This is a genomic window from Mycobacterium tuberculosis complex sp. N0072 (genome assembly GCF_030323725.1).
Taxonomy (GTDB): domain Bacteria; phylum Actinomycetota; class Actinomycetes; order Mycobacteriales; family Mycobacteriaceae; genus Mycobacterium; species Mycobacterium tuberculosis.
The window spans coordinates 1,217,003-1,231,293 of record NZ_CP040689.1 but is presented as its reverse complement, the minus strand read 5'-3'; the positions used below and the strand labels follow the sequence as shown (position 1 = coordinate 1,231,293).

Genomic DNA, 14,291 nt, shown 5'->3' with positions numbered 1-14,291 from the left:
GCCAGTATCCCAGCTCCAGCGCACGGTTCGGCTTCTGGGACAATCACCAACCATGACAGCTGAGGGATCCGGTTCGTCGACGGCCGCGGTGGCCAGCCACGACCCGTCGCACACCAGGCCATCGCGCCGGGAAGCCCCGGACCGCAACCTGGCCATGGAGCTGGTCCGGGTGACCGAGGCCGGAGCCATGGCCGCGGGCCGCTGGGTAGGCCGCGGCGACAAGGAGGGCGGCGACGGCGCGGCGGTCGACGCGATGCGCGAACTGGTCAACTCGGTTTCCATGCGCGGGGTGGTGGTCATCGGCGAAGGCGAAAAGGACCACGCACCAATGCTCTACAACGGCGAAGAAGTGGGCAACGGCGACGGACCGGAATGCGACTTTGCCGTCGACCCCATTGACGGCACCACGCTGATGAGCAAGGGCATGACCAACGCCATCTCGGTGCTGGCGGTAGCCGATCGCGGCACCATGTTCGACCCGTCGGCGGTGTTCTACATGAACAAAATCGCCGTCGGCCCCGATGCCGCACACGTGCTGGATATCACCGCGCCGATCTCGGAAAACATCCGAGCGGTCGCCAAGGTCAAGGACCTGTCGGTGCGAGACATGACGGTGTGCACCCTGGACAGGCCGCGGCACGCGCAACTCATCCACGACGTCCGCGCCACCGGGGCCCGGATCCGGCTGATCACCGATGGCGACGTCGCCGGCGCGATCTCGGCGTGCCGACCGCACTCCGGCACCGACCTGCTAGCTGGGATCGGCGGCACCCCGGAGGGAATCATCGCCGCCGCGGCGATCCGCTGCATGGGCGGGGCGATCCAGGCGCAGCTCGCCCCGCGCGACGACGCGGAACGCCGCAAGGCCCTAGAAGCCGGTTACGACCTGAACCAGGTCTTGACCACCGAAGATCTGGTGTCCGGGGAAAACGTCTTCTTCTGCGCCACTGGGGTCACCGACGGCGACCTGCTCAAGGGAGTGCGTTACTACCCCGGCGGCTGCACCACCCATTCGATCGTGATGCGCTCGAAGTCCGGCACCGTCCGGATGATCGAGGCCTACCACCGGCTTTCAAAGCTCAACGAATACTCCGCGATCGACTTCACCGGCGACAGCAGCGCCGTGTACCCATTGCCCTAACACACCCACGACACACAAGGAACCCGATCAATGGCCGTTGACGCCGACAGCGCCAATTACCGCATCGAGCACGACACCATGGGCGAAGTCCGGGTGCCGGCAAAAGCGTTGTGGCGCGCGCAAACCCAGCGCGCGGTGGAGAACTTCCCGATATCCGGCCGCGGGTTGGAGCGCACCCAGATCCGCGCGCTAGGCCTGCTGAAAGGCGCCTGCGCGCAGGTGAACTCCGACCTCGGGTTGCTGGCGCCGGAGAAAGCCGACGCCATCATCGCCGCGGCCGCCGAGATCGCCGACGGTCAACACGACGACCAGTTTCCCATCGACGTCTTCCAGACCGGCTCGGGCACCAGCTCCAACATGAACACCAACGAGGTGATTGCGTCCATCGCGGCCAAGGGCGGGGTCACGTTGCATCCCAACGACGACGTGAACATGTCGCAGTCGTCCAACGACACCTTCCCGACGGCCACCCACATCGCGGCCACCGAGGCCGCGGTCGCTCATCTCATCCCAGCGCTGCAGCAGCTGCACGACGCATTGGCCGCCAAGGCTCTTGATTGGCACACGGTGGTGAAGTCGGGCCGAACGCATCTGATGGACGCCGTTCCGGTGACACTCGGCCAGGAGTTCAGCGGATATGCCCGCCAGATCGAGGCCGGCATCGAGCGGGTGCGCGCGTGTCTGCCCAGGCTGGGCGAGCTGGCGATCGGCGGCACCGCGGTGGGTACCGGCCTCAACGCTCCCGACGACTTCGGCGTCAGAGTGGTCGCGGTGCTGGTCGCGCAGACCGGTCTGTCGGAATTGCGTACGGCGGCTAATTCTTTCGAAGCTCAGGCTGCCCGCGACGGGCTGGTGGAGGCGTCCGGGGCGCTGCGCACGATCGCGGTATCGCTGACCAAGATCGCCAACGACATCCGCTGGATGGGATCGGGCCCATTGACCGGCCTGGCCGAGATCCAACTGCCAGATCTGCAGCCGGGCAGCTCGATCATGCCGGGAAAGGTGAATCCGGTTCTGCCGGAGGCGGTTACGCAGGTCGCCGCGCAGGTGATCGGAAACGACGCCGCCATCGCCTGGGGTGGGGCCAACGGCGCATTCGAACTCAACGTCTACATCCCGATGATGGCCCGCAACATCCTCGAGTCCTTCAAGCTGCTGACCAATGTGTCACGGCTGTTCGCCCAGCGCTGCATAGCAGGGCTGACCGCCAACGTCGAGCACCTGCGGCGGCTGGCCGAGTCCTCACCGTCGATCGTGACACCGTTGAATTCGGCCATCGGCTACGAGGAGGCGGCCGCCGTCGCCAAGCAAGCACTCAAGGAACGCAAAACGATTCGCCAAACCGTGATCGACCGTGGCCTGATCGGCGACAGGCTGTCGATCGAGGATCTGGACCGCCGTCTGGACGTGCTGGCAATGGCCAAGGCCGAGCAGCTCGACAGCGATCGGCTATGACGGTTCCTCCCGCTGGCCCCTACGGCAACTACCCCTACGGCCCGAATACGTATGGGCAGGACCCGTATTGGGGAGGCCAACCGCAGGGCGGCTCCTATCCGCCGGCCTACCCACCCCAGCAGTATCCGCCCGGCTGGCCGGCGGGGCCCTATCCGCCAGGACCACCTCCGCCCGGGCCAGGATCGAAGACACCGTGGCTGATCCTCGCCGGCCTCGCGGTGCTGGGTGTCATCCTACTGGTGGTGATCCTGGTGATCGGCCTCCGCGGCGACAACAAGTCGACCACGGCAACCTCTCCGGCGACGAGTGCTCCCACGTCGCAACCGTTTTCCCAGCAAACCGCAACCGGTTGTACCCCAAATGTGTCCGGCGGTGTGCAGCCCATCGGCGATTCGATCAGTGCGGGTAAGCTGTCGTTCCCGACCAGCGCGGCACCCGGGTGGTCGGCGTTCTCCGACGACCAGAACCCGAACCTCATCGACGCGGTGGGCGTCGGCCACGAGGTGGCCGGTGCCGACCAGTGGATGATGCAAGCCGAGGTTGCGATAACCAACTTCGTCACCACCATGGACGTCGCCGCGCAAGCATCGAAGTTGATGCAATGCGTGGCCGACGGCCCCGGCTACGCAGGCTCGTCGCCCACCCTGGGCCCGACCAAGACGTCGTCGATCACCGTCGACGGGGTCAGGGCCGCCCGGGTAGACGCCGATATCACAATCGCCGACAGTTCACGCAACGTCAAAGGTGATTCGGTCACGATCATCGCGGTCGACACCAAGCCGGTCACCGTCTTCCTGGGCGCCACCCCCATCGGTGATGCAACCTCGCGCGCCACCGTCGAGAGGGTCATTGAGGCGCTGAAGGTCAACAAGTCCTGAGGTTACGCACCGTTATTTGGCCCGCCCGAATTCTGACCCGCAATATCGGTGATCGGGAAGTTGGGCATCGGCTTGGGCGATGAGGTGTTGGGCAACGGCGGGATCTCGCTGGCCGGAATGTCACGCAGTTCGTTGACGGGTGGACCGTTTTCCCGGCTGCCGTAACTGCTTCCTGGCGCCCTCGGCCCGAGCAGCTCGCTGACGGTCACCAGGCGATAGCCGTTGGCTTTGAGCACCGGGATGAACTGGTACACCACGTCGACGGTGCTGGAGTAGGTGTCGTGGAACAACACCACCGAACCCGGCTTGATCTGCGTCATCAGCATGTGCCGGGTTGCTGCCGTGTTGGAGTCGTTGATCCAGTCGAAAGGTATAACGTCCCAAAGGATTTCGGCTTGCCCAACCTTGGCCGCGGCCTGGCGTACCGCATCGTTGGACAGTCCGCCGGCCGGGCGATACAACGTCGGCGTGCGGCCGGTCGCCGCGGCGATCACATCGTTGGCCCTGGAGAATTGGCCGGGGATATCCTCGGGCGGAATCGTGGTCATATTGGGGTGTTCCCAGGTATGGCTACCGATCTCCATGCCCGCGTCCGCGATGCGCCGGGCGCCGGCGGGGTTGGCGGCCACTTTGTTGCCGATCAGGAAGAAGGTGGCTTTGGCGTCGTTGTCGGTCAGGATGTGCAGCAGCCGGTCGGTATAGGGCCCCGGACCGTCGTCGAAGGTCAACGCGACACACTTGATGACCGAACAGCTCAGGTTCTCCGCCCGTGTGACCCGGCCGCTAAGCCCGCCCACCACCAGCACCGCACCGGCGACCACGACACCGGTAACCGTGCGCCAGTAGCGCCAGGTCTGGTTGTCGGGTCGCTTCGGCACCCAGGAAGTCTACCGGCGAGCAGACACAGAATCGCACGCGCCGGGCCGGCGCAGTGCGATTCTGTGTCTGCTCGCGGGAGGCGCACTCAGCGCGGCCCGGTGATCTCCTCGAGCATCTCGGTGACCAGCGCGGCGATCGGCGAGCGCTCACTGCGCAGCAAGGTGATGTGGGCGAACAACGGATGACCTTTGAGCTTCTCGATCACCGCGGCGACCCCGTCGTGGCGGCCGACCCGCAGGTTGTCGCGCTGGGCGATGTCGTGGGTCAACACCACCCGGGAACCGGTCCCCAACCGGGACAGCACGGTCAGCAACACATTGCGCTCCAGCGACTGTGCCTCGTCGACGATGACGAACGAGTCATGCAACGAGCGGCCCCGGATGTGGGTCAGCGGCAGCACCTCGAGCATGCCACGGGACAGCACTTCCTCGAGCACCGCCGGGCTGGCCAGCCCCTCGAGGGTGTCGAAGACCGCCTGCGCCCACGGGCCCATCTTCTCGCTCTCGCTACCGGGCAGGTAGCCCAGCTCCTGGCCGCCGACCGCGTACAGCGGGCGGAAGACCACCACCTTGCGGTGGGTGCGTCGCTCCAGCACGGCTTCCAGACCCGCACACAACGCCAAAGCGGACTTGCCCGTGCCGGCTTTGCCGCCCAGCGACACGATGCCCACCGACTCATCGAGCAGCAAATCCAGCGCCACCCGCTGCTCGGCGGAGCGGCCACGCAGACCGAACGCCTCACGGTCACCTCGCACCAGCTGAACACGTTTATGCGCATTGACCCGGCCCAGCGCGTGGGAACCGCCGCCCAGCAACCGAATCCCGGTGTGACACGGTAGGTCCCGGGCTTCGACCAGGTCGATCTCGCCATCGGCGAACAACGCATCGATATCCGCGGAAGCGGTCTCGAGCTCGTGCATCCCCGACCATCCGGACACAACGACGTCCTGCGCGTGGTACTCGTCGGCGGCCAGCCCCACCGCGGCGGCCTTAACGCGCAGCGGAATGTCCTTGCTGACCAACGTGACCCGCTTGCCCTCGGCGGCGAGGTTGGCGGCGCAACTCAAGATCCTCGAGTCGTTGCTGTCGGTGCGAAAGCCTGCGGGCAGCACCGCCGGGTCGGTGTGATTGAGTTCGACGTGCAGCATACCGCCTTGGGTGCCAACCGGAATCGGCTGATCCAACCGCCCGTGTTCTAGGCGCAGATCGTCGAACAGACGCAACGCCTGGCGGGCGAACCATCCCAGCTCGTGGTGGTGGCGCTTGGCTTCTAGCTCGCTGATCACCACCAACGGAACCACCACATCGTGTTCGGCGAACCGGCTGCACGCCCACGGATCGGACAGCAGCACAGAGGTGTCGAGCACGTACGTGCGGGTATCGGTCACGGAGCGCTCCTCGAGCTAACGGCGCTCGAGCGGACCCACCCGAGCATGTCGGCGGGGGCAGCGACACCAGGACCGGGGCCGGTCCTGCCCTTGTCATGACAGCCGTCGTGACGGAAGGTGCCGCCCTGGCAGCAGAGCATGTCGCTAGCCATCGAGTGCGACGCTACTCCGCCGGCCGTACCCCCGCAGGGCAGGCGCGCCGACGGGTGTCTAGCCCGTGACGAATTGCTTGAGGGAGGGCTCCCCAGCCAGGCCCCATGCCGTGATGCGGTCCGAGATCAGCTGCCGTAGCTGCGGCTTGCCGAAAATGCCAGCGTCGGCCACGTTCTGCAGCTTGTCTCGGTAGGCCTCGATGTCGGCCCCGAGGACGTCGAGGTCGGCGGCACGGGCGGCGATCGCCGCGATCGTCTCGTCACGCGTGTAGTCCAGGCAGTGCGTAACGAGGTTGGCGAAGAACTCCTCGTGTCGCACTTCGTCTCGGGCGATGCGGTCGATGAGTCCGGCCAGGATGGGCTCTTCGATCTGCGCGGCCAGATTACGACAGAACACCGCGCCGCAGCGCTCGTAGAACGCCATGTACACCAGGGTCTCGACCTGCGTGTACTTCTCGGCTCGGTAGCCCTTCATCACGTGTTGGACTCGAACGTCCTCGTTGGCGACCGGGTCGACTTCCCGGGTCACCACCAGGTATTCGCGCAGTGCGATGGCGTGCAGGTGCTCCTCTGCGGTCCACCGGCCGAGCCAGCGGCCCCACCAATCCTCGAGTATGAAGTGCTCGACGAGCTCACGGTGATGACCGGCCAGGTTGTCCTTGAGGATCAGCAGGATCTCGCATGCGTCGGTGATCGTTCTGGGCAGCGTCGACTGGGATGGATCCCAATCGCGTCCGCCGAGGAATGCGAAGTTCTCCCCCTGATCGAACGGGACGTAGTCGTGGGCGAACCAGATGTCCTCGGTGTCGAGGTGGCGGGTCATGTTCGCTTCGACCACCGGCTCGAGCTCAAGGGTCAGCGCATCAGCGACAGGTTTCTGTGCCATGCGGTAACTGTAACTCGCATACACAGATTTCGTGAAATCGGGCGCCGCCGTGTCGCGCGGTGATCGGCGCTCTCGCGCTTATGCGCGCCAACGACAGGCCCGCGTCAGCGGCCGACCAGACTCCACTCCTCGAGCCCGTCGTAGAGCGGAAACGCCCTGGCCAGCCGGGTCGCCCGATCCTTAAGCGCCGACACATCAACGGAACTGCCGGTCGCCAGCGCGGTCGCAATAATGTCGGCGACCTCGGTGAACTCGGTGTCGCCGAAGCCGCGGGTCGCCAGCGCGGGCGTGCCTATCCGCAGGCCCGAGGTCACCATCGGCGGTCGGGGATCATTGGGGACGGCGTTGCGGTTGACCGTGATGCCGACCTCGTGCAGCAGGTCCTCGGCGGCCTGGCCATCCAGTGGGGAATCACGCAGATCGACCAGCACCAGGTGGACGTCGGTGCCGCCGCTGACCACCGACACACCGGCCTTGGCGACATCGGGAGCCATCAGTCGATCGGCAATGATCCGGGCCCCGGACAGCGTGCGCCGCTGCCGGTCGGCAAATTTGGGTGTGGCGGCGATCTTCAACGCGACCGCCTTGCCGGCAATGACGTGCATGAGCGGACCGCCCTGCTGCCCGGGAAACACCGCCGAGTTGATCGCCTTGGCGTACTGCTGCTTACCGACGATCAGGCCGGAGCGGCCGCCGCCGAGCGTCTTGTGCACGGTGGTGGACACCACATCCGCGTGCGGCACCGGCGACGGGTGCAACCCCGCGGCGACCAGACCCGCGAAATGCGCCATGTCCACGAGCAACTTGGCCCCGACCTCGTCGGCGATCGACCGGAACGCCGCGAAGTCGAGCACCCGCGGGTAGGCCGACCAGCCGGCGATGATCACCTTCGGGCGGAATTCGAGTGCGGTGGCCCGCACCGCATCCATGTCGATCAGATGTGTCGCCGGGTCGACGCCGTAGAAGCCATTCTCGTAGAGCTTGCCGGAGAAGTTCAGCCGCATGCCATGGGTCAGGTGACCACCGTTGGCCAGGTCCAGACCCAACAGCCGCTCGCCGGGTGACATCAGCGCATGCAGCACCGCGGCGTTGGCCTGAGCGCCCGAATGCGGTTGCACATTGGCGAATTCGGCACCGAACAACGCCTTGGCTCGGTCGCGGGCGAGGTTTTCCACCACGTCGACGTGCTCACAACCGCCGTAGTAGCGCCGCCCGGGCAGTCCCTCGGCGTACTTGTTGGTCAGCACACTGCCCTGGGCCTGCAGCACAGCGCGCGGTGCGAAGTTCTCCGAGGCGATCATCTCCAGGGTGTCTCGTTGCCGACCAAGCTCCTTGGCCAGCAACTCGGCGATATCGGGGTCAACCTCAGCGAGCGGGGCAGACATTACAGCGGTAGTGCGAGCGTCAGGTGCAGCAGTCACGGGCGCCAGTGTATCCAGCGAGCCGCTCCCGGGCTGATTACCCTTAATGCAGCACACGCCATCCACCGTTGCACGTCTGCACCGCAAACGGCAGCCACTAGTGCCCCAGCTGCCACGTAGGTCACGAGTAGCGGTGGGCGGTTTGTGCCCGACTCACAGCATCAACCGGCGTCAGCGTGCGAAATTCACAGGGCCACAGCTGAATTCCATCGAAACACCGCGCCCTGGCCCCAGTGCCCAGCTAAGCCCAGGGGGTACCCCCGGCCCTCGGCACCGACACGGAGTCTGCCAGCACCGCACTTCGCCAGCCCAGCCATCAGGCCCCGCACCCGTCCCTGCAAGACTGACACCATGTCGCGGCTTAGCGAGCCGAGCCCATATGTCGAGTTCGACCGAAGGCAGTGGCGCGCGCTCCGTATGTCGACTCCGCTAGCCCTCACCGAAGAAGAACTGGTTGGCCTGCGCGGTCTCGGTGAGCAGATCGACCTGTTGGAGGTCGAAGAGGTCTACCTACCGCTGGCCCGGCTGATTCACCTGCAAGTCGCCGCCCGCCAACGGCTGTTCGCGGCCACCGCGGAATTTCTCGGCGAGCCCCAACAAAACCCGGACCGGCCGGTGCCGTTCATCATCGGTGTGGCCGGCAGTGTGGCGGTCGGCAAGTCCACCACCGCCCGCGTGCTGCAGGCGCTGCTGGCTCGCTGGGATCACCACCCCCGGGTAGATCTGGTGACCACCGACGGCTTTCTCTACCCCAACGCCGAGCTGCAGCGGCGAAACCTCATGCATCGCAAAGGTTTTCCGGAAAGCTATAACCGCCGGGCACTGATGCGGTTTGTCACCTCGGTGAAGTCCGGCTCCGACTACGCATGTGCGCCGGTGTATTCGCATTTGCACTACGACATCATCCCGGGGGCAGAACAAGTGGTCCGCCATCCCGACATCCTGATCCTGGAGGGGCTCAACGTCTTGCAGACCGGCCCCACGCTCATGGTGTCGGATCTGTTCGATTTTTCGTTGTATGTAGACGCCCGGATCGAGGACATCGAGCAGTGGTACGTATCACGGTTTTTGGCCATGCGCACCACGGCGTTCGCCGACCCGGAATCACACTTCCACCACTACGCGGCTTTTTCTGACTCGCAGGCCGTCGTCGCCGCGCGCGAGATCTGGCGGACCATCAACCGGCCCAACCTCGTGGAGAACATTCTGCCGACCCGTCCCCGGGCCACCCTGGTGCTGCGCAAGGACGCCGATCATTCCATTAACCGGCTGCGGCTGCGCAAGCTGTAATTGGCGGTCCAATCGCCGGGTGCAGGCGAGTTAGGCCGCCAGCCGGCGCACTCCCGGATATTGCCATCCCTCGAAAACCGTGGTGTACCCGCCTCGGGCCGGCGTAGCGGCGATACCGGTTGCGGTCATCGGCGCCAATTCAGCGGCAACGATCGACACCAGGGCGTGCGCGAAGTTTGCGACGACGCCAATGCCGCGGAGGCGGCCAGCCTACCGGCTACGGCGACACGCCAGCCGTGCCGGTTTGGCCGAACAGCAGGCCTCCAAGCCCGCCGGACCCGCCGGGTCCGCCGGGCCCCGGGGTGCCCCCGGTGCCGCCCGCGCCTCCGTTGCCCCCATTGCCGCCGTCGCCGATCAGCTGCGCATCGCCACCATCACCGCCTTTGCCGCCGGCACCGCCGGTGGCGCCGGGGCCGCCGATGCCACCGCTTGACCCCTGGCCGCCGGCGCCGCCATTGCCATACAGCACCCCGCCGGGGGCACCGTTACCGCCGTCGCCACCGTCGCCGCCGCTGCCGTTCAGGCCGGGGAGGCCGAATGAACCGCCGCCAAGCCCGCCGCCGGCACCGTTGCCGCCTTTTCCGCCGCCCCCGCCGGCGCCGCCATTGCCGAACAGCCACGCACCGTTGCCGCCAGCCCCGCCGCCGTCACCGCCGCTGCCGGCGCCGCCGCCGGACCCGCCATTACCGCCGTTCCCGTCGGTGCCCCCGCCGTTACCGGCGCCGCCGTTGCCGCCAATATCGGCGGCACCGCCAGACCCGCCGGGGCCACCATTGCCGCCGGCACCGAACAACAGCCCACCGGTGCCGCCGGCCCCGCCGGACCCGCCGTTGCCGCCATCACCGCCATCACCGCCAGCACCGCCGTCACTGCTTATGAACCCGGTACCGCCAGCGCCGCCCCTATCGCCGGCGCCGCCGGAGGCGCCGTGCCCGCCGGCGCCGCCCACGCCCAACAGCCCGGCGTTGCCACCGGCCCCGCCGGACCCACCGGTCCCGCCGATCCCCCCGTTGCCGCCGGTGCCGCCGCCATTGGTGCTGCTGACGCCGTTAGCGCCGGCTCCGCCGGCTCCGGCGGTGGCGCCCTGGCCGCCGGCCCCGCCGTTGCCGTACAGCCACCCCCCGGTGGCGCCGTTGCCGCCATTGCCGCCATTGCCGCCGTTGCCGCCATTGCCGCCGTTCCCGCCGCCACCGTCGGCTTGGCCGCCGGCGCCGCCGGCGGCCGCGGCCCCGCCGTTCCCGCCAGCCCCGCCATCGCCGAACAGCCACCCGGCGGGGCCGGCGGCCCCGCCCCCGCCGTCACCACCGCTGCCACCGCTGCCGCCCGCGCCGCCACGGCCGCCAGCGCCGGCGATGCCCGTGCCGGCGGCGGCCCCGCCGTCACCGCCCTTGACGGCGGCGCCGCCGGCCCCGCCGTCACCGCCGTGCCCGCCGGTGCCCACCAGCAGCCCGGCGGCGCCGCCCTCGCCGCCGGCGCCGCCCGTGCCGCCACGGCCGCTGTCGCCGCCGGCCCCGCCGTTGGCGTTACCGCTGAGGCCAGAGCCGCCTTTGCCGCCGGCCCCGCCGGCGCCACCGTCCCCGCCGGCCCCGCCGGCGCCACCGACGCCCCACAGCCTGGCGTTGCCTCCGGCCCCGCCGGCGCCACCGTCCCCACCGGCCCCGCCGGTCCCACCGGCACCGCCGCCGCCGCTGCTGCTGACGCCATTACCCGCGGCTAAGCCGTTTCCGGCGGCGGCGCCGTGCCCGCCGGCACCGCCGTTGCCGAAGAGCAACCCACCGGTTCCGCCGCCACCCCCGGCCCCGCCGTTGCCGCCAGCGCCAGCGGTGCTGCCGCCGGCACCCCCCGTGCCGCCGGATCCGCCGTTACCCCCGGCTCCGCCGGCGCCCCACAGCAATGCGTGGCCGCCGGACCCACCGGCACCTCCCGCACCGCCATCGCCTGCGGTGAAGTTAATGCTAAAGGCGGCGCCGCCAGCACCGCCCTTGCCGCCGTTGCCACCGGCCCCGGCGTCACCGAATAACCCGGCGGCGCCACCAGCGCCACCGTTGCCGCCCGCGCTGCCGGCGACGTTGACTGGCCCCGACCGGCCGTTGCCGCCGTCGCCACCGGCCCCGCCGGTACCCCACAGTCCCGCGGACCCGCCAGCCCCGCCATTGCCGCCGGCGACACCGGGTATCACCGATGTCCCACCGGCCCCGCCGGCGCCGCCGTTGCCATACAGCCACCCGCCCGCACCGCCATTGCCGCCGGCCGCGCCGGCCCCGCCGCCGCCCCCGGCCCCGCCGTTGCCGATCAGCCCGGCGGCGCCACCGTTGCCGCCGGCCACCCCGGCGGTGGTACTAGTGCCGCCGTTGCCGCCGTTGCCGTACAGCAACCCCCCGGGCCCGCCGTCTTGCCCCGGCCCGCCGTTGGCGCCATCACCGATCAGTGGACGCCCCAACAACGCCTGGGTGGGCCCATTGATCAGATCGAGCAGCCGCTGGTCGGTGCTCTGCGCCGCCGAGACGTTGGCGGCCTCGGCAGCCGCATACGCCCCGCCGCCGCCAGTCAACGCCTGCACAAACTGGGCATGAAACGCCGACGCCTGGGCGCTAACCGTCTGATACGCCTGCCCGTGCGCGCCAAACAGCGCCGCGATCGCCGCCGACACCTCATTGGCACCCGCGGCCAACAACGCCGTCGTCGGGGCCAACGCCGCGGCGTTGGCCTCCGCCAGCGCCGACCCAATGCCCGCCAGATCCGAAGCGACCGCGACCAACGCCTCCGGCGCAGCAATCACAAACGACATCGTTTACCTCCGATCAATCATGCATCGGCCATGTCGTCAGGGTGCACAGATCGTATCGCTGACGCGCCCACCATCAACCCGGTTTCCCATGGACAGAATGCACACCATCCCGCTGGCGGCATATGCACTTTGCATGACGCAAAGCATGCGCCTCAGCAAATGGCTCTAAGACGAGCCAGCGGTTGCCGTACATGCCGCCAGCATCTCGTCGTCACGATGGCCGACCGCGTCCGCGCAGCTGACCGCCGAGCCGCGCCGACACCCAAAGCCTGGCGTTACCACCGGCTCCACCCGATGTTCAAGCAAGCGTGTGCGATCTGCATGGGCCGCAGCAGCGAACGTTTCGCGCCGCGGTCAAAGCTTCTACGCCGCGACGGCCCATGCCGGGCCGCCGGTTGGGTGTCAACGTGGTCTTTAGTTGACTTTCGCCGAGAACGAATCGACCCCCAGACCCACACCGTCGCTCCAGGGCTCCAAGCCGGCCCGGATGCTCGTGAGGTACCACGAGTCGGTGATCGGCTCCATGGTGGCGGTGTGGTCGACGAAACTCATCACGTCGAAGCTCCAGACCTCGATCGGCTCGGTCGCGACATAGGCCATCGCGTTGTTCATGCCGTTGCTGCCATCCCACACCACGAAGTTCTTGCCCTCGATGGTGGTGTTGCCCACCGGGGAGCCGACCGGCTGAATGGAGCCCTGGTGGTTGAACCAGATCATGATCTCCTGCTGGTTGACCCCGGTCGTCTTGGGTGTGGAATCCAGGCAGATGTCGTAGGAGGCGTCCCATACCCCGGTCGTCGGGTAGTTGTAGTCGATGCTGGTCGGCGCCGACAAAATCTGGCCCACCTCAGTAGGCAGGTTGGTGCCCACCGACGAGGTGGCCCCAGTGCACGCCCTCGCAGATCGAGGGGTAACTCAGCGGGGCGCCGTTGGTTGGGGCAGCACCGTTCATCTCGGTGATGGTGAACCCGGTTTGGCTGACGTTGACGGTCTGCCCGGCGGGGGTTGTTCCACGCGTTGTTCTGCACCACGTAGCCTCCGGTGACCGTAGTCGTCCCGAACTAGGTGGAGATCACCGTTCCACCGGTCGGGATCTCGGGTGGTGTGGTGGGTGGCGGAGTCGTTGGCGACGAGGTGATGGGGGTCTGGTCGATGGTGACGGCTTGACCGTTGATCAGCAGATTTGTCGGTGGCGAGTAGCCGCCGGTTTGCGCTGCTTGGTAGCCGACGGTGATCGAGTCCACGGGGGGTGCCGTTATAGCTCTCGGGCGTCAAGAGTGTACTGCGTGCCCGACTGGGCAAGTTGAGCGCAGCACGCGTTCGAAATAGAGGCATTTTCAGGCAAAGTGAATTGCAACCGCCAATCGGTCATCGAAGTCGCGCCCGAATTGGGTGATCGTGTAATTGGCCACGTAGCCACCATCCCATTGCGAGGCGACCGCATACGTCGCCGCTATTCCGCCATCGACGCCCGTGGAAGACGCGGTCGCGCTTGCCGTGGTCATGATGGCGCTTGTGCCCCTATCGGCGATGCTCGCTGTGTTGTCGGAATTCGGGTTGGCCGCCGCAGCCGAAGTGCCGCTGTTGCCGGAGCCGCCATTGCCCGTCACCTGACCGGCGACGGCGTTGACGGCGCCCCGCACCTGCCGCGCGATGCTCTGCAGCTGTGACGCATTGGCGGCCTCGGCGCCGGCGAAAGACTCCGCACCCCCCAGTCAAGGTGCGCACAAACAGGGTTTGAAACGCCGCCACCTGCGCGCTGAGGGCGTGATATTCCTCGGCGTTTGCGTTGAACAGCCTAGCGATGGCCGCCAACACTTCATCGCCACCGGCGGCCAGCACTCCGGTTGTCGCGGCGACCGCCGCGGCGTTCGCAACGCTAACCGCCGAGCCAATCCCGTCGATATCCGTTGCCGCCGCCGTCAACGCCGCTGGTGTGGCAATCATGTATGACATCCGCAATCCTTTACCCACATATAACGGTTTTATATATAAATCATCATAAGCACTTCAG

The 14,291-nt window shown here is 67.6% G+C and carries 15 protein-coding genes; 4 read left to right on the top strand and 11 right to left on the bottom strand.

The window, feature by feature from the left end; genetic code table 11:
- Window positions 1–52 precede the first annotated feature (52 nt).
- Genes glpX through FF952_RS05860 form a run of 3 tightly spaced genes read left to right on the top strand, consistent with a single transcriptional unit; the run spans window position 53 to window position 3,474 of the window.
- A complete protein-coding gene (glpX, locus tag FF952_RS05870) occupies window positions 53–1,141 on the top strand; it encodes a class II fructose-bisphosphatase (protein WP_017351234.1) in 1,089 nt (362 codons plus the stop codon).
- Window positions 1,142–1,171: 30 nt separating this feature from the next.
- The gene (locus tag FF952_RS05865; protein WP_003405805.1) at window positions 1,172–2,596 is read left to right on the top strand and encodes a class II fumarate hydratase; all 1,425 of its coding nucleotides are present in this window, start codon (window positions 1,172–1,174) and stop codon (window positions 2,594–2,596) included.
- Complete coding sequence (locus tag FF952_RS05860) at window positions 2,593–3,474, top strand: hypothetical protein (RefSeq protein ID WP_003405804.1); 882 nt, start codon at window positions 2,593–2,595, stop codon at window positions 3,472–3,474. The genes FF952_RS05865 and FF952_RS05860 overlap by 4 nt, the downstream gene beginning before the upstream one ends.
- A gap of 2 nt (window positions 3,475–3,476) precedes the next feature.
- Here FF952_RS05860 and FF952_RS05855 read toward each other — a convergent pair whose 3' ends face one another.
- From FF952_RS05855 to glyA, 4 genes are all read right to left on the bottom strand, one after another.
- Window positions 3,477–4,352 carry a polysaccharide deacetylase family protein gene (locus tag FF952_RS05855; protein ID WP_003898725.1) on the bottom strand — a complete coding sequence of 292 codons (876 nt, stop codon included), beginning with the start codon at window positions 4,350–4,352 and terminating at the stop codon, window positions 3,477–3,479.
- 86 nt (window positions 4,353–4,438) lie between these two features.
- The gene (phoH2, locus tag FF952_RS05850; protein WP_023642022.1) at window positions 4,439–5,740 is read right to left on the bottom strand and encodes an RNA 5'-3' helicase PhoH2; all 1,302 of its coding nucleotides are present in this window, start codon (window positions 5,738–5,740) and stop codon (window positions 4,439–4,441) included.
- A gap of 210 nt (window positions 5,741–5,950) precedes the next feature.
- Window positions 5,951–6,778, bottom strand: a complete 828-nt coding sequence (locus FF952_RS05845; protein WP_003405801.1) for an acyl-ACP desaturase — start codon at window positions 6,776–6,778, stop codon at window positions 5,951–5,953.
- A gap of 104 nt (window positions 6,779–6,882) precedes the next feature.
- Window positions 6,883–8,163, bottom strand: coding sequence for a serine hydroxymethyltransferase (gene glyA, locus FF952_RS05840; RefSeq protein ID WP_031656786.1), 1,281 nt, complete (start codon window positions 8,161–8,163; stop codon window positions 6,883–6,885).
- A gap of 387 nt (window positions 8,164–8,550) precedes the next feature.
- On the opposite strand from glyA, the gene coaA reads away from it, so the two are divergent.
- Window positions 8,551–9,489 carry a type I pantothenate kinase gene (coaA, locus tag FF952_RS05835; protein WP_003405790.1) on the top strand — a complete coding sequence of 313 codons (939 nt, stop codon included), beginning with the start codon at window positions 8,551–8,553 and terminating at the stop codon, window positions 9,487–9,489.
- A gap of 217 nt (window positions 9,490–9,706) precedes the next feature.
- Here coaA and FF952_RS05830 read toward each other — a convergent pair whose 3' ends face one another.
- The 7 genes from FF952_RS05830 to FF952_RS20930 form a co-directional block, all read right to left on the bottom strand.
- Window positions 9,707–12,277 (bottom strand): PE family protein, encoded by a 2,571-nt coding sequence (locus FF952_RS05830; protein WP_031679025.1) that lies wholly within the window; start codon window positions 12,275–12,277, stop codon window positions 9,707–9,709.
- Window positions 12,278–12,691: 414 nt separating this feature from the next.
- Window positions 12,692–13,147 (bottom strand): GH12 family glycosyl hydrolase domain-containing protein, encoded by a 456-nt coding sequence (locus tag FF952_RS05825; RefSeq protein WP_003900273.1) that lies wholly within the window; start codon window positions 13,145–13,147, stop codon window positions 12,692–12,694.
- On the bottom strand, window positions 13,125–13,229 hold the full coding sequence (locus FF952_RS05820; protein ID WP_003405770.1) for an endo-1,4-beta-glucanase: 105 nt from the start codon (window positions 13,227–13,229) through the stop codon (window positions 13,125–13,127). Before FF952_RS05820 ends, FF952_RS05825 begins: the two co-directional genes overlap by 23 nt.
- Before the next feature lie 109 nt (window positions 13,230–13,338).
- Window positions 13,339–13,521: a hypothetical protein gene (locus FF952_RS05815; RefSeq protein ID WP_003898724.1), complete on the bottom strand. Its 183-nt coding sequence runs from the start codon at window positions 13,519–13,521 to the stop codon at window positions 13,339–13,341.
- 11 nt (window positions 13,522–13,532) lie between these two features.
- The gene (locus FF952_RS20715; RefSeq protein ID WP_349839371.1) at window positions 13,533–13,649 is read right to left on the bottom strand and encodes a hypothetical protein; all 117 of its coding nucleotides are present in this window, start codon (window positions 13,647–13,649) and stop codon (window positions 13,533–13,535) included.
- Entirely contained in the window at window positions 13,615–13,782 is a 168-nt protein-coding gene (locus FF952_RS05810; RefSeq protein WP_003917409.1) for a PE family protein, read from the bottom strand. Before FF952_RS05810 ends, FF952_RS20715 begins: the two co-directional genes overlap by 35 nt.
- Before the next feature lie 16 nt (window positions 13,783–13,798).
- A complete protein-coding gene (locus FF952_RS20930) occupies window positions 13,799–14,233 on the bottom strand; it encodes a PE family protein (protein WP_003900271.1) in 435 nt (144 codons plus the stop codon).
- Window positions 14,234–14,291 lie beyond the last annotated feature (58 nt).